Genomic DNA, 23,638 nt, shown 5'->3' on the forward strand with positions numbered 1-23,638 from the left:
TGGCCTCATAGACGAAACTTCACCGGCTGGTCACGGTGACCGTAGGAAGAGCTAGAACAACAATGACGAAGCCCGACGACAATACTCAGAAGCTAGCGCAGGCGTTGCGTGTCTCACTCAAAGAGACCGAGCGATTGCGTGCTCGAAACCGCAAGCTCGATGCGGCCCTTCGTGAGCCGATTGCGATTGTCGGTATGGCGTGTCGGTATCCGGGTGGGGTGGGCTCGCCGGAGGACCTGTGGCGGTTGGTTGCCGAGGGCACCGATGCAACGTCGGAGTTTCCGGTAAATCGAGGTTGGGATGTAGAGCGCCTTTACGATCGGACCGGTGAAACGCCGGGCAGCACTTACACCCGTGAGGGTGGTTTCCTGCATTCGGCTGGCGAATTCGATCCTGCTTTCTTCGGTATCAGTCCCAATGAGGCTGCGATTATGGATCCGCAGCAGTTTTTGCTGTTGGAGACCTCGTGGGAGGCGTTGGAGCGGTCCGGTGTCGACACGGGTTCGTTGCGGGGCAGTTCGACCGGTGTGTTTACCGGCATGATGTATCACGACTATCCGGCCAACGCGAATTCGGGAGCTATTGCATCCGGTCGGGTGTCGTATGTTTTTGGTTTCGAGGGGCCGTCGGTCACGGTGGATACGGCGTGCTCGTCGTCGCTGGTCGCGATGCATCTGGCTGCGGGATCGTTGCGGTCGGGGGAGTGTGATCTGGCGTTGGCCGGTGGTGTGACGGTAATGGCCACCCCGGAAACGTTTGTCGAGTTCAGTCGTCAGCGGGGTTTGTCCCCGGATGGTCGGTGTCGGTCCTTTGCCGACGCGGCTGATGGTGTCGGGTGGTCCGAGGGCGTGGGTGTCCTGGTGCTGGAGCGTTTGTCCGATGCTCGGCGCAACGGCCATCAGGTTCTTGCGGTGATTGCTGGTTCGGCGGTGAATCAGGATGGTGCGTCCAATGGTTTGACCGCGCCGAATGGTCCGTCCCAGCGTCGGGTGATCCGTCAGGCGTTGGCCAATGCCGGGGTGTCCGCGGGTGAGGTGGATGTGGTCGAAGCCCATGGCACGGGGACGTCTTTGGGTGATCCGATCGAGGCGCAGGCGTTGTTGGCGACGTATGGGCGGGATCGTGATCGTCCGCTGTGGTTGGGGTCGTTGAAGTCCAACATCGGTCACGCTCAGGCTGCTGCTGGTGTGGGTGGTGTGATCAAGATGGTGATGGCCATGCGACACGGGGTCATACCGAAGACGCTGCATGTCGATCAGCCGAGTACGAAAGTTGATTGGTCCCAGGGCAGTATCGAGTTGTTGACCGAGTCGCAGTCGTGGCCGGTGACAGGTCGGCCGCGTCGTGCTGGTGTGTCGTCGTTCGGTATCAGTGGCACGAATGCTCATGTCATCGTGGAGCAGGCCCCGGTGACCGAGCCGGTGGTGGACCCGGCGGTGAAGACAGCTCCGGCTGCTGGCTTGCTGCCGTGGGTGGTTTCGGCGCGAAATGGTGAGGCCCTTGCCAGTCAAGCTACTCGTTTGGCAGGACATATCGGCAACCCGGAATTGCCTGTGGGTGAGACGGATTCGGTCGATATCGGTTTTTCGTTGGCGTCGACGCGTGCTGTTTTCGAGCATCGTGCTGTTGTCGTGGCTGACAGCCGTGTTGGTCTGTTGGCGGGTGTGCGGGCGTTGGCTGCTGGTGAGCAGGTGCCTGGTGTGGTGTCCGGTCGTGTGGTGTCGGGTTCGACGGGGTTGGTGTTTTCCGGTCAGGGTGCGCAGTGGGCGGGTATGGCTGCCGAGTTGCGTGGGGCGTATCCGGTGTTCGCGGAGGTTTTCGACGGGATCGTTGCTGAGTTGGATCCGCTGCTGGGGCAGTCGGTTTCGTTGAGTGTGGCGTTGGCGTCCGAGGATCTGGTTGATCGGACGGTGTTTGCGCAGGCGGGGTTGTTCGCGTTCGAGGTGGCGTTGTTCCGGCTGCTGGAATCGTGGGGAGTCCGCGCGGATGTGGTGGCTGGTCATTCGATTGGTGAGGTGGCTGCTGCGCATGTGGCTGGGGTGTTGTCGTTGGTGGATGCGTGTGTGTTGGTGGCGGCGCGTGGTCGGTTGATGCAGGCTCTGCCTTCGGGTGGGGTGATGGTGGCTGTGGGTGCGTCGGAGGCGGATGTGTTGCCGCTGCTGCTGGACGGTGGGGTGTCGATTGCGGCGGTGAATGGTCCGGCAGCGGTGGTGCTTTCCGGTGTGGAGGATGCGGTTTCGGTTGTGGTCGAGGCGTGCGTCGAGCGTGGTTGGCGTACACACAGGTTGCGGGTTTCGCATGCTTTCCATTCGGCGTTGATGGAGCCGATGCTGGTCGAGTTCGCCACGGTGATCGAGGGTTTGGCGTTTGCTCGTCCGAGTATTGCGTTGGTGTCGACGGTGACCGGCGCGAAGGTTGTCGATGAGATGTCGGATCCGTCGTATTGGGTGGGTCAGGTCCGTGAGACGGTGCGGTTCGCTGATGCGGTTGCCGTGATGGCGGGGATGGGTGTGTCGAGGTTCGCTGAGGTCGGGCCGGATGCCGTGCTGACCCCGATGATCACCCAGACACTCGACGACGGGCAGGTGAGTGCGGGGGCTGCGGTCGTGGCTCCTGTTGTGGTGGCTTTGGCGCGCCGGGGTCAGGCGGATGTGTCGGCCGTTTTGGGCGGGCTGGCCGGGTTGTTCGTCTCTGGTGCCGATGTGGACTGGGCAGGTCTGTACTCCGGTACGGGAGCCAAGCGAATTGATTTGCCCACCTACGCCTTCCAACACGAACGCTTCTGGCTCGATGCCAGGCAGGTCTTGGCCCAGTCATGGCTGGGAGCCGAGTTGGGAGGGGTCACTTCTGTCGGCCTCGATGCCGTGGAGCATCCTCTGCTCGGTGCTGTAGTGCCGCACCCCGAATCGGGTGGAGTGAGCTTCACCGGCCGTTGGTCGATGGACTCCGTGGAATGGTTGGCAGACCACAGTGTATTCGGGGTCGTGTTGCTGCCGGGCACCGGATTTGTCGAGCTGGCCAGCTATGTCGGCGGTCTGATGGGCTGCGATGTGGTGGAAGAGCTCGTGCTGCACACCCCGTTGACACTTCCGGCCGAGGGCAGTGTGTCGGTGCAGGTAGTGGTGGCTGCCGCCGACGATACTGGTCGTCGACGACTGAGTGTCCATTCTCGCCAGGCGCCGGAGCGTCCGTGGGTGATCCACGCCGAAGGTGTTCTTGCTTCGGATGGGGTGGTGGCTGATTTCGATTTGGTTCCATGGCCTCCGGTTGGTGCGCGGCCGTTGGACATTGACGGTGTCTATGACGAGTTGCTCGATCTCGGGTACGGTTATGGTCCCTTCTTTCAGGGCTTGCGGGCGGCATGGCAGCGTGGGGATGAGTTGTTCGCCGAGGTCGCTTTACCCGACTCGGGGGATGCCGAAGGTTTCGGGATCCACCCGGCGTTGTTCGATGCGGCTTTGCATGTCCGGATAGTTCATGGTCTTCGCAGCGGAGGTGGAGATTCCCCGGCGTTGCCGTTTACCTGGAACAGGGTCGCTTTGCATTCGGTCGGTGCCGCCGTGGTGCGGGTCCGGATCGTGGTTGACGGCGACAAGTTCGGGGTTCAGATAGCTGATGAGCAGGGTGAACCGGTGTTGTCGGTGGCTGCTCTGGTTTCTCGATCGGTGTCGGCCGAGCGTCTGAACGCGAATCCGGTGTCGGAGTCGTTGTTCGGTGTGGATTGGGTTTCTGTTCGGCGGTCATCGGTGGTTGTTGAGCCGGGTCGTGTTGTGGTGTTGGGTGCTGGTCAGGATTCCGGTGATGTGCGGTGTTTTCGTGATCTCGGGGCGTTGATTTCTGATCTGGATGCGGTCGAGGGTTCGGTTGTTCCTGAGGTCGTGTTGTTGGGGTGCCCGGATGGTGTGGGTGCGCCGCCGGAGGCGGCACGGCATGTTGTCACCGGTGTGCTCGATGCTGTGCGGCTGTGGTTGAGCGATGCTCGTTTTGTTGACTCTCGTTTGGTTGTGGTGACCGAACATGCTGTGTCTGTTGATGTTTCCGATCATGTGGATCTGGGTCAGGCGCCGGTGTGGGGTTTGTTGCGTGCGGCGCAGGCTGAGCATCCGGGTCGGTTCCAGCTTCTCGATGTGGATCAGGACGGCTTGGGTCAGGATCCGGTCGCTGTTGCGGCGCTGGCAGTGGGTGTTGCGGCGGAGCCGGAAGCCGCGCAACGTGGTGCGGCTGTGTTGGTTCCGCGGTTGGGTCGTCATGCGCCTGGTGTGGTTGTTCGACCGATGCTTTCGGGCACTGTGTTGGTGACCGGTGGTACGGGTGGTTTGGGTGCGGTGATCGCTCGCCATCTTGTGACCGAACATGGTGTGGGTCATCTGTTTTTGACGTCTCGGCGTGGTCTGGATGCTCCTGGCGCTGTGGAGTTGCGTGATGAGTTGGTCGAGTTGGGTGCGCGGGTGACTGTCACCGCGTGTGATGTGTCCGATCGGGACGCACTGGCGGCACTGCTGGACACCATCCCGGCACAGCATCCACTGGTGGGTGTCGTGCACGCCGCCGGAACCGCCGACCACGGTGTGATCGAGTCGATCACACCGGACCGGGTCGACTATGTCTTCCGGCCCAAACTCGATGCGGCGTGGCACCTTCACGAGCTCACTCGTGATCATTCGCTGTCGTTGTTCGTGCTGGTGTCCTCTGCCGGTGGGCTCGTTCTAGCGGCTGGTCAGGCGAATTATGCTGCCGCGAACGTTTTCCTCGATGCCCTCGCCGCGCATCGTCACAGCCTGGGACTGCCGGCGACCTCTCTCGATTACGGCCTGTGGGCGCGGTCGAGTGGGCTCGGCACCGAGCTGTCCGAGGACGACTTCGACCGGATGCGCAGGCAGGGCTTCCCCCCGCTGACCGAGGCCGACGGTCTGGCGCTGTTCGATTCGGCGATAGCCACCGACACCGCCCAGTTGGTGGCGCTACGGGTCGACCCGGCTGTGCTGCGAGACCGGGGCGAGCAGATTCCCGCCCTTGTCCGCGCGATCGCGCCGATCACTGTGCGCCGCAACAATCGAAGCCCAGCAGGTCGGTCATTTGGCCACAAGCTGGCCGGTCTGTCCGATGCCGACCGCAAGAGCACCCTGCTCGACATTGTCCGATCGGTGGCTGCCGAGGTCCTCGGTCACGCTTCTGTCGATGCTGTGGAACCCCAGCAGGCTTTCCAGCAGCTCGGTTTCGACTCCTTGAGTGCTATCGAGTTCCGCAACAAGCTCAATGCCGCGACCGGTCTGCAATTGCCGGCCACTCTCGTTTTCGATCAGCCCAACCCGCAGATCGTCGCTGAGTTCATCGATTCCCAACTCACCGGCATCAGCCAGGACATCGAGATCACTGCCAGCAGAGTTGTCGGCGACGATCCGATCGCGATTGTTGCGATGAGTTGTCGGTATCCGGGTGGGGTGGCCTCGCCGGAGGACCTGTGGCGGTTGGTCGTAGAGGGGATCGATACCACCGGCGAGTTGCCGGTGGATCGTGGCTGGGATGTCGACGGTATCTACGATCCTGAGCCGGGTAAGGCGGGTAAGACATATACCCGGCGTGGTGGGTTCTTGTATTCGGCGGCTGATTTCGATGCGGACTTCTTCGGTATCAGTCCCAATGAGGCGACGATGATGGATCCGCAGCAGCGGTTGCTGCTGGAGACGTCATGGGAGGCGTTGGAGCGCGCTGGTATTGATCCGGCGGTATTGCGGGGTAGTTCGACCGGGGTGTTCACCGGTGTGATGTACCACGACTACGCGCAGGGCAACGACAGCGGCAATAGCGCTGGTGGGAGCCTGGTGTCGGGTCGGGTGGCGTACACCCTGGGGTTGGAAGGCCCGGCGGTGTCGGTGGATACGGCGTGTTCGTCATCGCTGGTCGCGATGCATCTGGCTGCGGGATCGCTGCGGTCGGGGGAGTGTGATCTGGCGTTGGCCGGTGGTGTGGCGGTGATGGCCACCCCGGAAATGTTCCTGGAGTTCAGTCGGCAGCGGGGTTTGTCGCCGGATGGTCGGTGTAGGTCCTTCGCCGACGCCGCCGACGGTGTCGGGTGGTCCGAGGGCGTGGGCGTCCTAGTGCTGGAGCGTTTGTCCGATGCTCGGCGCAACGGCCATCAGGTTCTTGCGGTGATTGCCGGTTCGGCAGTGAATCAGGATGGTGCGTCCAATGGTTTGACCGCCCCGAATGGTCCGTCCCAGCGTCGGGTCATCCGTCAGGCGTTGGCCAATGCCGGGGTGTCCGCGGGTGAGGTGGATGTGGTCGAAGCCCACGGCACCGGTACGACTTTGGGTGATCCGATCGAGGCCCAAGCGCTACTGGACACCTACGGCCAGGACCGCGATCCGGACCGTCCTGTGTGGTTGGGGTCGTTGAAGTCCAACATCGGTCATGCTCAGGCCGCGGCCGGCGTGGGTGGTGTGATCAAGATGGTGATGGCGATGCGTCATGGCGTGTTGCCTCGAACACTGCATGTTGATCAACCGAGTACCAAGGTCGATTGGACCCAAGGCGATATCCGATTGCTGACCGAGCCGGTTGAGTGGCCGGTGACCGGTCGACCGCGTCGTGCCGGGGTGTCCTCGTTCGGTATCAGCGGCACGAATGCTCACCTCATCGTCGAGCAGGCTCCGGTGACCGAGCCGGTGGTGGATCAGGCTCCGCTGCCGGGAGCGCATACTGCCTCGGCTGGTGGGTTGCTGCCGTGGGTGGTTACGGCGCGTGGTGGTGAGGCTCTTGCGGGTCAGGCTGTCCGCTTGGCGTCTCATCTGGGTGATCATGACCTGGATCCGGTGGATGTGGGTTTCTCGCTGGCGTCGACGCGTGCCGTTTTCGAGCATCGGGCCGTTGTCATGGCCGAGGGGCGTGATGGTCTGCTGGCGGGAGTTCGGGCGCTGGGGCAGGGCGAAACCATTCCTGGTGTGGTGTCCGGTCGTGTGGTGTCGGGTTCGACGGGGTTGGTGTTTTCCGGTCAGGGTGCGCAGTGGGCGGGTATGGCTACCGAGTTGCGCGCGGTATATCCGGTATTCGCCGAGGTTTTCGACGGGATCATTGACGAACTGGATCCGCTGCTGGGGCAGTCGGTTTCGTTGAGTGTGGCGTTGGCGTCCGAGGATTTGGTTGATCGGACGGTGTTTGCGCAGGCGGGGTTGTTTGCGTTCGAGGTGGCGTTGTTTCGGCTGTTGGAGTCGTGGGGAGTCCGCGCGGATGTGGTGGCTGGTCATTCGATTGGTGAGGTGGCTGCTGCGCATGTGGCTGGGGTGTTGTCGTTGGTGGATGCGTGTGTGTTGGTGGCTGCGCGTGGTCGGTTGATGCAGGCTCTGCCTTCGGGTGGGGTGATGGTGGCTGTGGGTGCGTCGGAGGCGGATGTGTTGCCGCTGCTGGTGGAGGGCCGGGTGTCGATTGCGGCGGTGAATGGTCCGTCGTCGGTGGTGCTCTCCGGTGTCGAATCCGATGTCGTGGCCGTCGCTGATCGGTGTGCCGAGATTGGTTGGCGCACGCATCGGTTGCGTGTTTCGCATGCTTTCCATTCGGCGTTGATGGAGCCGATGCTGGTCGAGTTCGCCACGGTGATCGAGGGTTTGGTGTTTGCTCGTCCGAGTATTGCGTTGGTGTCGACGGTGACCGGCGCGAAGGTTGTCGATGAGATGTCGGATCCGTCGTATTGGGTGGGTCAGGTCCGTGAGACGGTGCGGTTCGCGGATGCGGTTGCCGTGATGGCGGGGATGGGTGTGTCGAGGTTCGCTGAGGTCGGGCCGGATGCGGTGTTGACCCCGATGATCACCCAGACACTCGAGGATGGGGCGACACCAGTACCTACGGTCTCGGTGCCAACGGTGGTGGCGTTGGCTCGTCGGGATCGGGCTGATGCTTCTACCTTGTTGGGTGGGGTGGCCGGATTGTTCGTCTCGGGCACCGAGGTGGATTGGGCTGGCCTGTACTCCGGTACGGGGGCCGAACGAATTGATTTGCCCACCTACGCCTTCCAGCGTCGGCGCTATTGGTTGGGATCTACTGCTGGTGGTGGTGATGTTCGGGCGATAGGCCTGGTGGCTACCGGGCATCCTTTGGTTTCTGCGGTGGTGTCGCAACCGGACTCCGATGCGGTAACGCTGACCGGTCGCCTGTCGGTGCAGACGCATCCGTGGCTGGCCGATCACATGGTGATGGACACGGTGTTATTCCCCGGTACCGGCTTTGTCGAGCTTGCCCTGCATGCCGGGGAACGGGTCGGCTGCTCGACGCTGGAGGAGTTGGTTCTGCAAGCTCCGCTGGTGTTGTCGGAGACCGGTGGGGTTGCGGTACGCGTGGTAGTCGGTGACCAGGACGAGACGGGTCATCGGCCAGTGCGGGTCTTCTCCTGCCCGGACGGAGATTTCGATACGAGACCATCGTGGACGTTGCACGCCGAGGGTGTTCTCGCTTCGGGTGAGACGGAGGCTGATTTCGATCTGGATTCGTGGCCTCCAGTTGGCGCCACTGCTGTCGATGTCGATGGTGTCTATGACGAGTTGCTCGATGTCGGGTATGGGTACGGGCCCTTCTTCCAGGGCTTGCGGGCGGCATGGCAGCGTGGGGATGAGTTGTTCGCCGAGGTCGCTTTGCCCGACCCGGGAACAGCTGAAGGTTTCGGGATCCACCCGGCGTTGTTCGATGCGGCTTTGCATGTGCGGATAGTTCAAGGTTTCCGCAGTGGCGGTATTGGAGATTCCCCGGCGTTGCCGTTTTCGTGGAGCAGGGTCGCCCTGCACTCGGTCGGTGCCGCCGTGGTGCGGGTCCGGATTTCGCTGGTAGGCGACGCTTTTGGGGTTCAGATAGCTGATGAGCAGGGTGAACCGGTGTTGTCGGTGGCTGCTCTGGTTTCTCGATCGGTGTCGGCCGAGCGTCTGAACGCGAACCCGGTGTCGGATTCGCTGTTCGGTGTGGATTGGGTCGCTGTTCAGCAATCGTCGGTTGATATTGAGCCGGAACGTGTTGCGGTGTTGGGTGCTGGTCAGGATTCCGGTGATGTGCCGCATTATCGTGATCTCGCGGCGTTGATCTCTGATCTGGATGCGGCCGAGGGTTCGGTTGTTCCTGAGGTCGTGTTGTTGGCGTGCCCGGATGGTGTGGGTGCGCCGCCGGAGGCGGCAAGAAATGTTGTCACCGGTGTGCTCGACACTGTGCAACTGTGGTTGAGCGATGCTCGCTTTGCTGACTCTCGTTTGGTTGTGGTGACCGAACATGCTGTGTCTGTTGATGTTTCCGAGCATGTGAACTTGGCTCAGGCGCCGGTGTGGGGTTTGTTGCGTGCGGCGCAGGCTGAGCATCCGGGTCGGCTCCAACTTCTCGACCTGGATCACGACCACGACCCCATATCTGTGGCGACCGCATCAGCTGTCGCCGTGGCCGAGCCGGAGGTTGCCTTACGCGATGCGGCTCTGCTGGTTCCACGGTTGAGTCGTCACGCAGCTGGCGAGGTTGTTCGGCTGTCCGAGCCCGGCACCGTGCTGGTTACTGGTGGTACGGGTGGTCTGGGTGCGTTGATCGCTCGGCATCTTGTGACCGAATATGGTGTGGGCCACCTGCTTTTGACGTCTCGGCGTGGTCTGGATGCTCCTGGCGCTGTGGAGTTGCGTGATGAGCTGGTCGAGCTCGGTGCGCAGGTGACTGTCACCGCGTGTGATGTGTCCGACCGGGACGCATTGGCTGCATTGATCGACAGCATCCCGGACGAGGCTCCCCTCATTGGGGTGGTTCATGCTGCGGGGACTGGTGATAACGGTCTGATCGAGTCGATCACCGCTGACCAGATCGTGCAGGTGTTCCGACCGAAGGTCGACGCTGGTTGGCATCTTCACGAGCTCACTCGTGATCATTCGCTGTCGTTGTTCGTGCTGGTGTCCTCTGCCGGTGGGCTTGTTCTGGCGGCTGGTCAGGCGAATTATGCTGCGGCGAATGTCTTTCTGGATGCTTTAGCGGCGTATCGGCACAGTGTGGGATTGCCTGCGACATCTGTGGATTACGGGTTGTGGGCGACAGCTACCGGTCTCGGGTCCATGCTGTCCGAAGTTGATGTGGAGCGGATACGTCGGCAGGGATTGCCACCCCTGACCGAGGCCGAGGGTCTGGCGCTGTTCGATTCGGCGATAGCGACCGACACCGCTCAGCTGGTGGCGCTACGGGTCGATCCGGCTGTGCTGCGAACCCGGGGCGAGCAGGTTCCGGCGTTGCTCCGTGCGATTGCACCGATCCCGGTGCGTCGCCGGACGCGAACTCCGGGGGTGGATCACGCATTCGCCCACAAGGTGGCTGGTTTGTCGGATGTCGATCGTCACATTGCTCTGCTGGAGTTGGTTCGATCGGTAGCCGCTGGGGTTCTCGGGCATGCTTCTATGGATGCTGTTGAGCCGCAGCGGGCTTTCCAGCAGTTGGGGTTCGATTCTCTCGGTGCTGTCGAGTTCCGCAACAGGCTCAATGCCGCGACTGGTCTGAAACTGCCGGCCACGCTTATTTTCGATTATCCGAATCCGCAGGTTGTTGCCGAGTTCATTGATTCGGAACTCGCTGGCACGGTGGCTGTTGATGAGGGTGTGGTCGGTCGGGTTCGGGTCGATGATGATCCGATCGCGATTGTTGCGATGAGTTGTCGGTATCCGGGTGGGGTTGCCTCGCCGGAGGACCTGTGGCGGTTGGTTGCTGGCGGGATCGATACCACCGGCGAGTTGCCGGTTGACCGAGGCTGGGATGTCGACGGTATCTACGATCCTGAGCCGGGTAAGGCCGGTAAGACGTACGCGCGCAATGGTGGATTCCTTTATTCGGCAGCCGATTTCGATGCGGACTTCTTCGGGATCAGTCCCAATGAGGCGACGATGATGGATCCGCAGCAGCGGTTGCTGCTGGAGACCTCATGGGAGGCGTTGGAGCGCGCTGGCATTGATCCAGCGGTGCTGCGTGGCACGCCAACCGGGGTGTTCACCGGTGTGATGTACCACGACTACGCCCAGGGAACCGATAGCGGCAATAGCGCTGGAGGGAGCTTGGTCTCGGGTCGGGTTGCGTACACGTTGGGGCTGGAGGGCCCGGCGCTGTCGGTGGATACAGCGTGTTCGTCGTCGCTGGTCGCGATGCATCTGGCCGCGCAGTCGCTGCGGTCGGGGGAGTGTGATCTGGCGTTGGCCGGTGGTGTGGCAGTGATGGCCACCCCGGACATGTTCCTGGACTTCAGTCGGCAGCGCGGTTTGTCGCCGGACGGTCGGTGCAAGTCCTTCGCCGACGCCGCCGACGGCGTGGGTTGGTCCGAAGGTGTCGGCGTCCTGGTGTTGGAACGGCTTTCCGATGCCCGGCGCAATGGTCATGAGGTGTTGGCGGTTATTGCTGGTTCGGCAGTGAATCAGGATGGTGCGTCCAATGGTTTGACCGCGCCGAATGGTCCGTCCCAGCGTCGAGTGATCCGTCAAGCCCTGGCCAATGCCGGGGTGTCCGCGGGTGATGTGGATGTGGTCGAAGCCCACGGCACCGGCACCACTTTGGGTGACCCGATCGAAGCCCAAGCGCTGCTGGCCACCTACGGCCAGGACCGTGATGCTGGTCGTCCGTTGTGGTTGGGGTCGTTGAAGTCGAACATCGGTCACTCCCAGGCCGCCGCGGGTGTTGGCGGTGTGATCAAAATGGTGATGGCGATGCGGCACGGGTTGCTGCCCAAAACGCTGCATGTTGATCAACCCAGCACCAAAGTCGATTGGACCCAAGGCGATATCCGATTGCTGACCGAGCCGGTTGAGTGGCCGGTGACCGGTCGACCGCGCCGGGCCGGGGTGTCCTCGTTCGGCCTCAGCGGCACCAATGCTCACCTCATCGTGGAACAGGCCCCGATAGCGGACCCGGCTCCCGGGCCGGTGGTCAAGACCGCCCCGGCTGTGTTGCCGTGGGTGGTTTCGGCGCGCAGTGGTGCGGCGCTTGCTGAGCAGGCCCGGCGCTTGGCTTCGCATATCGACGATGGCCAGGATCCGATTGATATCGGTTTTTCGCTGGTGACTTCTAGGGTGTTGTTCGAGCATCGGGCCGTGGTGTTGTCGGCTCGGCGTGATGGTTTGCGGGCTGGTACACAGGCGTTGGGTCGTGGCGAAACCATTGCTGGTGTGGTGTCCGGTCGTGTGGTGGCCGGTTCAACCGGTGTGGTGTTTTCCGGTCAGGGTGCGCAGTGGGCGGGTATGGCTACCGAGTTGCGCACGGTATATCCGGTGTTCGCGGAGGTTTTCGACGGGATCGTTGCTGAGTTGGATCCGCTGCTGGGGCAGTCGGTTTCGTTGAGTGTGGCGTTGGCGTCCGAGGATTTGGTTGATCGGACGGTGTTTGCGCAGGCGGGGTTGTTTGCGTTCGAGGTGGCGTTGTTTCGGCTGTTGGAGTCGTGGGGAGTCCGCGCGGATGTGGTGGCTGGTCATTCGATTGGTGAGGTGGCTGCTGCGCATGTGGCTGGGGTGTTGTCGTTGGTGGATGCGTGTGTGTTGGTGGCGGCGCGTGGTCGGTTGATGCAGGCTCTGCCTTCGGGTGGGGTGATGGTGGCTGTGGGTGCCTCGGAGGCGGACGTGTTGCCGCTGCTGGTGGAGGGCCGGGTGTCGATTGCGGCGGTGAATGGTCCGTCGTCGGTGGTGCTCTCCGGTGTCGAGAGCGCCGTCGCCGCTGTTGTCGAGGTATGCGTCGAGCGTGGGTGGCGGACGAAGCGTTTGCGGGTTTCGCATGCTTTCCATTCGGTGTTGATGGAGCCGATGCTGGTCGAGTTCGCTACGGCTATTAAGGGTTTGGTGTTTGCTCGTCCGAGTATTGGGTTGGTGTCGACGGTGACCGGCGCGAAGGTTGTCGATGAGATGTCGGATCCGTCGTATTGGGTGGGTCAGGTCCGGGACACGGTGCGGTTCGCTGATGCGGTTGTCGTGATGGCGGGGATGGGTGTGTCGAGGTTCGCTGAGGTCGGGCCGGATGCGGTGTTGACCCCGATGATCGCCCAGACACTCGACGACGGCCAGGCGGGCGATAACGCGCAGGCAGGCACGGTTTCTACGATGGTCGCGTTGGTTCGTCGAGATCGGGCTGATGCTTCTACCTTGTTGGGTGGGGTGGCCGGATTGTTCGTCTCGGGCGCCGAGGTGGACTGGGCCGGTTTCTACGCTGGCTCCGGAGCCCAACGAATCGACTTGCCCACCTACGCTTTTCAGCGTCGGCGGTATTGGACGGCCGAGGGGGCGGCTGGCAGCGCTGGCGCTCGGGCGATGGGGCTGGTGGCTACCGGGCATCCTTTGGTTTCTGCGGTGGTGTCGCAACCGGACTCCGATGCGGTAACGCTGACCGGTCGCCTGTCGGTGCAGACACATCCGTGGCTGGCCGATCACATGGTGATGGACACGGTGTTGTTCCCCGGTACCGGCTTCGTCGAACTCGCCCTCCACGCCGGGGAGCAGGTCGGCTGCTCGACGTTGGAAGAGTTGGTCCTGCAGGCTCCGCTGGTGCTGTCGGAGACCGGCGGCGTTGCGGCGCGCATCGTGGTCGATAGCGCAGATGAGACGGGGCGTCGCGCGGTGCGGATCTTCTCCTGCCCCGATGATGATGTCGATCCGGCTGGGTCGTGGAGACTGAACGCCGAAGGCGTGCTCGCCCCGGGACTCGATAGTGCGCCGGTGGATCTGGTGCAGTGGCCGCCCGCGGGCGCCACCACTGTCGATATCGATGGTGTGTACGACTCACTCGATGTGCAGGGCTACCAGTACGGTCCGGTGTTCCAGGCGCTGCGGTCGGTCTGGCGCGGATCCGACGGGCTGTTCTATGCCGAGGTCGAATTGCCTGAGCAGGCCCGAACCGAGGCAGAACGCTTCGGTCTGCATCCGGCGCTGCTCGATGCCGCTCTGCACGCGCTGCGCGTGGCCGACCACATGCCTGCGGACGGGACTGGACTCGCATTGCCGTTCGAGTGGTCCGGCGTCGCTGTGCACGCGACCGGAGCAGGCGCACTGCGTGTTCGGCTCACTCGCGTCGGTGCGCACGCGGTAGCGCTGGATCTGGCGGATCCGTCGGGTGCCGCGGTGGCGACGGTGCGGCATCTGGCTTCCCGGCCGATCGATCCCGGGCAGCTCACGGCCGGTGCGTCCACTGTCGGCAATGCGTTGTTCCAGGTCGGGTGGACACCGACCGCGGTGCTCGACGCTGAGGTGACCACCGTGCGATGGGCGGATCTCGGTGACGAGGTCCCGGCAGCGGTGGTGCTGGAGTGCCCGACGGGTAACGATCCCACCGCCGTCCATGCCGCGACCCATGAGGTGCTGCAGGTGCTGCAGACCTGGATTGCCGATCATCGGTTCAGCGAGTCGGTGCTGGTGGTCCGGACCAGTGGTGCGGTATCGGTTGCCGGGGAAGACCTTACGAACCTGGCCGGTGCTGCCGTGTGTGGTCTGGTTCGCTCGGCGCAGGCGGAAAGTCCTGGTCGGATCGTGTTGATCGACACCGATCGCGAAATCGAGGGGCTGCTGGGCGGGATTCTGGCTGCGGGCGAACCACAGGTTGCCGTGCGTGCTGGGCAAGTACACATCGCGCGGCTGGCCCGCATCGATTCCACCGCGCCCGCTTCCGCCGAAACCGCTTCGGCGACTACCTCTTTCGGTCCGGACGACACGGTTCTGATCACCGGTGCGGGTGGTTTGCTCGGTGGGTTGTTCGCCCGGCACCTGGTCGACGCATGCGGTGTCCGTCACCTGGTGTTGTTGAGCAGGCGCGGTGAGTCGGCTCCCGGCGCCACCGAGTTGCGGGAGCAGTTGCAGCGTCTCGGTGCCGAGACCGAGTTCGTCGCTTGTGATGTCGCCGATCGTGGGGCGCTCGCCAAGGTGCTGGCCAATGTGCCTGCCGGTCACCCGCTGACCGGTGTGTTCCATATGGCTGGCGTGCTCGATGATGGCGCTATCGGTTCGCTGACCGCGGATCGGATGGATACGGTGTTGGGGCCCAAGGTCGATGCTGCCCTGCATCTGCATGAACTGACCGCCGGGCTGCCGTTGCAGGCGTTCGTGTTGTTCAGTTCGGTGGCCGGTGCGTTCGGAAACGCCGGCCAGGGTAACTATGCCGCGGCCAACGCCTGCCTGGATGCGCTGGCGGCGCACCGCAGGGCTTCGGGCCTTTGCGGTAAGTCTTTGGCCTGGGGTCTGTGGGACGGGGGTATGGCCGGGGAACTCAGCGACGTGGACCGCCAGCGGATGTCTCGTTCGGGCGTGCTGCCACTCTCGGAGGAACAAGGACTCGCGCTCTTCGACGCCGCTACCGAGATCGACGCGGCGGCGCCCATCCTCGCCCGTCTCGATCTGGATAGCATTCGCAGCGCGGGAATCGCCGCGCCGGCACTGTTGGCCGGTCTGCTCCCTGCGCGCCGCAAAGCGGCCTCGGGCGCCTTCACGGCGCTCCGTGCTCGTTTGGCGAATACTCCCGACAGTGAACGCTTCGGCGTGCTCGTGGAGATCGTCCGTGGCCAGGTCGCCACCATCCTCGGTCACCAGAACGCGAGTGCGATCGCAGCGGATAGGGCCTTCAACGAACTGGGCTTCGATTCGATCACTGCTATCGAGTTCCGCAACGCCCTCAAAGCCGTCACGGGTCTGCAGTTGCCCGCGACTTTGGTGTTCGATTACCCGACGCCCCAGGCCCTGGCGAAGTATCTGGACGACGAATTCGTTGGCACCAGCCGGGACATCGAGGTCACTGCCAGCAGAGCTGTCGACGACGATCCGATCGCCGTGGTCGGAATGGCCTGCCGTTATCCCGGCGGGATCACTTCCCCTGAGGAACTCTGGGAACTGGTCCGTATCGGCGGGGATGCGGTAACGACGCTCCCGGTCGACCGAGGCTGGGACATCAATGGCATCTACGATCCGGAGCCTGGCCGTGCGGGCAAGTCCTACACCCGGGAAGGCGGGTTCCTGCACTCTGCTGCCGACTTCGATCCGGACTTCTTCGGGATCGGCCCCAACGAGGCCACGATGATGGATCCCCAGCAGCGGCAACTATTGGAAACGACATGGGAGGCGTTGGAGCGCGCCGGTGTCGACCCGGCGGTGCTGCGTGGCAGCTCGACCGGTGTCTTTGCCGGTGTGATGTACCACGACTACGCCCAGGGAACCGGGAACAGCGCGGCCGGCAGTTTGGTCTCCGGCCGCATCGCCTACACGCTGGGATTGGAAGGCCCAGCGGTATCGGTGGATACTGCGTGCTCGTCGTCGCTGGTCGCGATGCATCTGGCCGCGCAGTCGTTGCGGTCGGGGGAGTGTGATCTGGCGTTGGCCGGTGGTGTGACGGTAATGGCCACCCCGGAAACGTTTGTCGAGTTCAGCCGCCAGCGAGGATTGGCACCGGATGGACGGTGTAAGTCGTTCGCCGATGCGGCTGATGGGGTGGGTTGGTCCGAGGGTGCCGGTGTGCTGGTGTTGGAGCGTTTGTCCGATGCTCGTCGCAATGGGCATGAAGTTCTTGCGGTGGTTGCCGGTTCGGCGGTGAATCAGGATGGTGCGTCCAATGGTTTGACCGCGCCGAATGGTCCGTCCCAGCGTCGGGTGATTCGTCAGGCGTTGGCCAATGCCGGGGTGTCCGCGGGTGATGTGGATGTGGTCGAAGCCCACGGCACGGGGACGACTTTGGGTGATCCGATCGAGGCGCAGGCGTTGTTGGCCACTTACGGCCAGGACCGTGAGCCGGATCGTCCGTTGTGGTTGGGGTCGTTGAAGTCGAATATCGGTCATGCTCAGGCTGCGGCGGGTGTGGGTGGTGTGATCAAGATGGTGATGGCGATGCGCCATGGCGTATTGCCGAAGACGCTGCACGTCGATGCACCCAGCACCAAGGTCGACTGGAGCGAAGGCCATATCCGGCTGTTGACCGAATCGGTGCCGTGGCCGGACACGGAGCGGCCGCGTCGCGCTGGTGTGTCGTCCTTCGGTATCAGTGGCACGAATGCTCACCTCATCGTCGAGCAGGCTCCGCTAGCGGACCCGGCTCCGGTGCCGGTGGTGAAGACCGTCCCGGCCGGTGGAGTGCTGCCGTGGGTGGTTTCGGCGCGTAGTGGCGAGGCTCTTGCCGGTCAGGCTGCCCGCCTGGCATCGCATGTGGGTGATCACGACGATGTGGATGCGGTGGATGTCGGTTTTTCGTTGGCGTCGACGCGTGCTGTTTTCGAGCATCGTTCTGTTGTCGTGGCCGACAGCCGTGTTGGTCTGTTGGCGGGTGTGCGGGCGTTGGCTGCTGGTGAGCGGGTGCCTGGTGTGGTGTCCGGTCGTGTGGTGGCCGGTTCGACGGGGTTGGTGTTTTCCGGTCAGGGTGCGCAGTGGGCGGGTATGGCTGCCGAGTTGCGTGCTACGTATCCGGTGTTCGCGGAGGTTTTCGACGGGATCGTTGCTGAGTTGGATCCGCTGCTGGGGCAGTCGGTTTCGTTGAGTGTGGCGTTGGCGTCCGAGGATTTGGTTGATCGGACGGTGTTTGCGCAGGCGGGGTTGTTTGCGTTCGAGGTGGCGTTGTTTCGGCTGCTGGAGTCGTGGGGAGTCCGCGCGGATGTGGTGGCTGGTCATTCGATTGGTGAGGTGGCTGCTGCGCATGTGGCTGGGGTGTTGTCGTTGGTGGATGCGTGTGTGTTGGTGGCTGCGCGTGGTCGGTTGATGCAGGCTCTGCCTTCGGGTGGGGTGATGGTGGCTGTGGGTGCGTCGGAGGCGGATGTGTTGCCGCTGCTGGTGGAGGGCCGGGTGTCGATTGCGGCGGTGAATGGTCCGTCGTCGGTGGTGCTCTCCGGTGTCGAATCCGATGTCGTGGCCGTCGCTGATCGGTGTGCCGAGATTGGTTGGCGCACGCATCGGTTGCGTGTTTCGCATGCTTTCCATTCGGCGTTGATGGAGCCGATGCTGGTCGAGTTCGCCACGGTGATCGAGGGTTTGGTGTTCGCTCGTCCGAGTATTGCGTTGGTGTCGACGGTGACCGGCGCGAAGGTTGTCGATGAGATGTCGGATCCGTCGTATTGGGTGGGTCAGGTCCGTGAGACGGTGCGGTTCGCGGATGCGGTTGCCGTGATGGCGGGGATGGGTGTGTCGAGGTTCGCTGAGGTCGGGCCGGATGCGGTGTTGACCCCGATGATCACCCAAACTCTTGACACCGCAACCACAATCGCTCTGACCAGACGAGACAACGCGGACCCCGCGACCGTGCTGACGGGCCTCGCCCGATTGCACGTCACAGGTGCGACGGTGGATTGGACGAGCTACTACGCCGGCGCCGGCGCGACGAAGGTAGCTCTGCCGACATACAGCTTCCAGCACCGCCGCTTCTGGGCCACGGGGCCACTGCACACAGGAGAGGCATCCGCGCTCGGTCTGCGGTCTACCGAACATCCCATGCTGGGTGCATTGGTGGCGCAGCCGGAGGGCGGGGGCGTCCGACTGACCGGCCGCCTATCTACGGTCACCCATCCCTGGTTGGCTGATCATGACGTGCTCGGCACGGTGCTGCTGCCCGGCACGGGATTCGTCGAGCTGGCCATGCACGCCGGAGACCAGGTCGACTGCCCAGAACTGGAGGAACTCACTCTTCGGGCGCCGCTGGTGTTCGAAGGGCATGGCGGAGTACAGATCCAAGTGATCGTCGGTGACAGCGATGAGACCGGTCGCCGGCGGCTGGACATCTACTCACGTAAGGACGAGGACGATCCGACAGCCTCCTGGACGCACCATGCGCAAGGCAGAATGAGCTCGGGCAGGGAGACCGACGAGCCACAAGACTGGGCCGACTTTGTTCAGTGGCCGCCGTTAGGCGCCACGAATGTGGAATTGGACGGCGCTTACGATGAACTCGCCGACAACGGGTACAATTACGGGCCCGCCTTCCAAGGTCTGGTAGCCCTATGGCGCCGCGGCGAGGAGCTCTACGCTGAGGTTGCGCTGCCCGAGCAGACCGCTACTCGAGGCTATGGCGTACATCCGGCGCTGCTCGATGCCGCCCTGCACGCACTGACCGTCGGCCGTCCGCAGAGCGCGGACGAGCCTGCCGAGCGGCAGACCCTCGTGCCGTTCAGCTGGTCTTCGGTGCGTTTGTACGCCGACGGCGCTCGGCGGGTGCGGGTTCGGTTGACCAGGCTGAATCAGGGCGAAGCCACCCTGGCGATGGCCGATTCCGGTGGCGCGCCATTGCTGTCCGTACGGTCCCTCGCATTGCGCCCGATGTCCGTCGCAGTGCTCTCGGCCGCAACCCGGTCCGCGCACGACGCGCTGTACGAGCTCATGTGGCGGCCCGGTCCGGAGCTGCGATCCGCGGCGGGAGTTGCCTGGGCCGAGTTCGGCGCGGCGGAGTCGGCCTCGGTCTACCTCTTCCGACCTCCGGTCGACGGCGTGGACGTGCCGGTCCGGCTGCGCACGGCTTTGCACCGCACGCTGGGCGCCGTTCAGCAGTTCCTGAGCGAAGGACGGTACGCCGCAAGCACTTTGGCTGTGATCACTGGCAGCACGTCCGACCCGGCTCCGGCTGCGGTCCGGGGTCTGGTGCGCGCGGCGCAGGCGGAGAACCCGGGGCGGATCGTGCTCGTCGAGACCCACGAAGGGGCAATGACGGATCGTCTTGTGGCCGCGGCGATGACGGGCGAGCCGGAACTGGCTGTCCATGCGGATGGGACGCGGGTGCCGCGGCTCATTCGCGCCGAGTCGCCCGAAGCGGAGCGGCGGACAGGCTGGGATCCCGAACGGACGGTATTGATTACCGGTGGTACCGGCGGGATCGGTCGCCGCATCGCCGAGCACTTGGTGAGCGAGCACGGTGTACGGCACCTGCTGTTGGCCGGCCGCCGCGGACCAGACGCCGCCGGGGATCTCATCGAGGAACTCAGCGCTCTCGGCGCCCAGGTTCGCGTAGCTGCCTGCGATGTCACAGATCGTGACGCGTTGCGAGACCTTCTTGCCTCGATACCCGCGCAGCATCCGTTGGGTGCGGTCGTCCATGCGGCGGGCGTTGCCTACAACGGCCTGGTGGATACCTTGACGCCGGAGCAGATCGACCACTCCCTCGGCGCCAAGGCCGACGCCGCTTGGTACTTGCACGAGCTCACCCGCGAAGCCGAGCTGTCGGCCTTCGTAATGATCTCCTCGGTGGCAGGTTCGATACTGCCTGCAGGCCAGGGCGGTTATGCAGCGGCCAACGTGTTCCTCGACGCGCTCGCGAGTCACCGGCACGCCGAAGGCTTGCCGGCCACTTCGCTCGCCTATGGCATGTGGGACATCGAAACCGGACTTTCGCAGTGGCTCAGCGAGACCGACCGGCAGCGTATGCGCCGCCAAGGGTTTTCGCCGCTGGCCGCCGATGAAGCACTCGAATTGTTCGATGCGGCATTGGCCACCGAGCGTCCGGTGCACGTACCGGTTGAGATCGACCTAGCTGTACTGCGTGCTCGGGACTCGGTGCCTTCGCTGCTCAGCGATTTGGCCAAGAAGCCCGGGCGTCGGCAGAGCGGCAAAACGCAGGACGTGGCGGCGCTTCGCAGGCATCTGACGCAACTGTCGGAGTCCGAACAGGTGCAGTGGCTCCAGATGCACATACTCGACACCGCTGCCCGCCTGCTGGGGCATGAAAGCGCCGATGCTCTCGACCCCGAGCGGGACTTCCTCGAATCCGGGTTCGACTCACTGGCTGCCATGGAGTTGCGAAGCACCCTCAATGCTTCCACCGGGCTGACGCTGTCGACCGCTGCGATCTTCGATCACAAGACGCCGCTGGCACTGGCCCGATACCTGCGGAAGGAACTCGATACAGGCTCACAGAGGGGCAATGATCGAGTCGGCGAAGACGACTCGCTCTACGGGATGTTCCGCGGCGCGGTAGAGAACGGTCGGGCTCGTAAGGGCTTTGCCTTGCTGAGGGCGGCGGCGGAACTACGTGACGAGTTCTCCTCGGCTGACGAACTGGACCGGTTGCCGGTGCCGTCACGACTCGCCGAGGGCTCCACCCTTCCCCGGATCATCTGCCTCAATCCGCCACTGGCTACCGGCGGCGCGCATCAGTACGCCCGGGTCGCATCGCATCTGGGAACTGCCCGCGACGTCCTGGTGCTGCCGCTGATCGGCTTCGGTGCGGGCGAGCCGCTGCCCGCGACGCCTACGACGGCATGGGAAGGAATGGCGCGCTGCGTCCTCGAGGCCGCGCAGGGAGAGCCGTTCGTGCTACTCGGCTATTCCTCGGGCGGCCTGCTGGCCTACCTCGTCACCGAGTACCTGGAAGCGACCGGCCGCCCAGTGCCTGCCGGCCTGGTCATGTTGGACACCTACCGGGTGCACGATGACGGCGATTGGCTGCTTCAGGAGATGGCAGAACACATGGTGTCGAACGAAGCGGTGTTCGGTCGCTTCGACCGGGCCCGGTTGACCGGTATGGGCCGGTACGTGCAGTTGCTCCACGAGGTGGTGCCCGGCTCCATTGTCACGCCGACGTTGTTCGTCCAGTGTGCCCGGTCATTCCTGGGGAGTTCGTCGGATCGGGTGGACTGGCAGGCGCATCCGTGGGATTCGACGCAAACCGTTGTGTCGGTGCCGGCCGATCATTTCACGATGCTGGAGGACGGCTCAGTGGATGTCGCTGAAGCGATCGAGGGTTGGCTCGACTCAGGTGCGTAAGGAGTGTTCACGCCACTGCTGACTTCCTGAACGGCTACGACCGGGTGAGCGCATGCTCACCCGGTCGTAGCTCCACAGGTCAGAAGCCGCTCGATATGCTCCGCGACGATTCTCGCCTAGCTCAACAGCGCTTGTGAGCTGTGCTCGCGGATCAGCTGCCCTACCGGGCGGCAATTCGAATCGATGAAGAAATGGCCGCCAGGAAATGATTTCGCGAAGAAGCTTCCGGAGGTGTGTGCGCTCCACGCCCCGATTTCCGCGAAACTTGCATCGGGGTCACGATCGCCGACAATTGCGACTATCGGGCACTTGACCATCGCGTCCGTATCGCACCGGTAAGTCTCGATAGCTCGGTAGTCATTTCTGACGATCGACAGGATTATTTGTCGAAATTCGGGATCCTCGAGCAATGCCGATGGTGTGCCGCCGACGCGCAGTAATAGATCACCTAGTTCTCGATCGCTCAGCAGGTGCACTTGCTCGCGGTGCGTCGACGAAGGGGCGCGCCGACCTGAGGCGAACAGGACGCGCGCGGTCGCTCCTGATTCCTGCTCGAGCCGCCGACCGGCCTCGAAGGCTACGACAGATCCCATGCTGTGGCCGAACAAGGAAAAATTCTCGGCATCCTCGACCGTCGCGATCAGCTCGGGCAGCAGGCCATCGACGAGGTCGGGAATGTTGTCCACGAGCGGTTCATGTCTTCTGTCCTGTCGTCCCGGATACTGGACGGCAAGAACGTCGTACTCTGATCCCGTGCACTCGGTCAATGGGCCGAAAGATATGGCGGAGCCGCCGGCGTGAGGAAAGCAGATCAATTTATGGGATCCATTCCCCGAAGAGGGGGACAGGCTACGCAGCCAGCTATTACCCATTGGGTGGAGAGCCTTTCGTTAGATCAACGTTGGGACGCTAGTTGACGGTCAGTTGACTGTCAAGTTGGCATTACCCATGGGTGAGATGTCGATTCGCCTCATCTGCTAACGGCATACGGGTCGGTGCGGAGGCGTGGGTGGCAAACAAAATCCGATAATCCGCGCAAGATCGTTGCCGGGGATGTGATTCCGAGCACATTCGGTGCAATCCATCGGAATTTCGATGTCTCAAATAGCCAATTCTATTGGTCGAGCTTGATCGGGCGGGGCTACGTTCGACGCTGTCGCTGCTGACGAATCGAGCACACAGTGTCAGCCCATCCACTGGACGAGGGCGCTCGGGCCAGCGCGACGCAACTCGATGAGCGAGCTCGCAACCGGGCTCCGACCTACGGAGGCAACCCATGTCGAAGATTCTTTTCGTGATGACCGGCGTCGATTACTGGACGTTGGCCGATGGCAGCAAGCACCCCACCGGCTACTGGGCCGAGGAGTTCGTGGTGCCTTTCCAGGCACTGAAGGCCGCGGGCCACGAGATCGTGGTGGCCACCCCGGGCGGTGTGGTGCCGACCGTGGACAAGGGCAGCCTCGCGCCCGAGGTCAATGGCGGCCAGGAGACCGCCGACCAGCGGGCCGGCGTGGTCGCGACCAGCACCGAGCTGAACAACCCGATCGCGCTGGAGCGGGCCGACCTCGCCGACTACGACGCGGTGTTCTACCCGGGCGGCCACGGCCCGATGGAAGATCTCGCGGTAGACGCCACCTCGGGCGAACTGCTCAGCACCACACTGGATTCCGGCAAGCCGCTGGCCGTGGTGTGCCACGCGCCCGCCGCGCTGCTCGCCGCGACCAAGGCCGACGGCAGCAATGCCTTCGCCGGTTACGCCCTGACCGGATTCACCAATGTCGAAGAGACGCAGGCGGGTTTCGCCGACAGGGCCAAGTGGCTGCTGCAGGACCGGCTGGTCGCGATCGGCGCCGACTTCCGCGAGGCCGATCCGTGGACCCCGAATGTGGTGGTCGACCGCAACCTGATCACCGGCCAGAATCCGGCGTCCTCGGCCGGTGTCGCCGAAGAACTGCTGAAGAAGCTGTCCTGAT

The 23,638-nt window shown here is 63.6% G+C and carries 2 protein-coding genes and 1 pseudogene; 2 read left to right on the forward strand and 1 reads right to left on the reverse strand.

Annotated elements, in window-relative coordinates; translation table 11 throughout:
- Positions 1-35: 35 nt before the first annotated feature.
- A pseudogene (locus ACQP2D_RS08685) lies at positions 36-21,635 on the forward strand (SDR family NAD(P)-dependent oxidoreductase); the annotation flags it as partial.
- A 146-nt stretch (positions 21,636-21,781) separates the two neighbouring features.
- On the opposite strand, the gene ACQP2D_RS08690 reads toward ACQP2D_RS08685, so the two are convergent.
- Positions 21,782-22,537 (reverse strand): thioesterase II family protein, encoded by a 756-nt coding sequence (locus tag ACQP2D_RS08690; RefSeq protein ID WP_433683186.1) that lies wholly within the window; start codon positions 22,535-22,537, stop codon positions 21,782-21,784.
- 404 nt (positions 22,538-22,941) lie between these two features.
- On the opposite strand from ACQP2D_RS08690, the gene ACQP2D_RS08695 reads away from it, so the two are divergent.
- Positions 22,942-23,637 carry a type 1 glutamine amidotransferase domain-containing protein gene (locus tag ACQP2D_RS08695; protein WP_433683187.1) on the forward strand — a complete coding sequence of 232 codons (696 nt, stop codon included), beginning with the start codon at positions 22,942-22,944 and terminating at the stop codon, positions 23,635-23,637.
- The last annotated feature ends 1 nt before the right edge of the window (position 23,638 follow it).

This window comes from Nocardia sp. CA-119907, assembly GCF_050955995.1.
Taxonomy (GTDB): Bacteria; Actinomycetota; Actinomycetes; order Mycobacteriales; family Mycobacteriaceae; genus Nocardia.

Coding starts and splice junctions, on each gene's coding strand:
- ACQP2D_RS08690 (WP_433683186.1), bottom strand. CDS start 22,537: ATGGGTAATAGCTGGCTGCGTAGCCTGTCCCCCTCTTCGGGGAATGGA.
- ACQP2D_RS08695 (WP_433683187.1), top strand. CDS start 22,942: ATGTCGAAGATTCTTTTCGTGATGACCGGCGTCGATTACTGGACGTTG.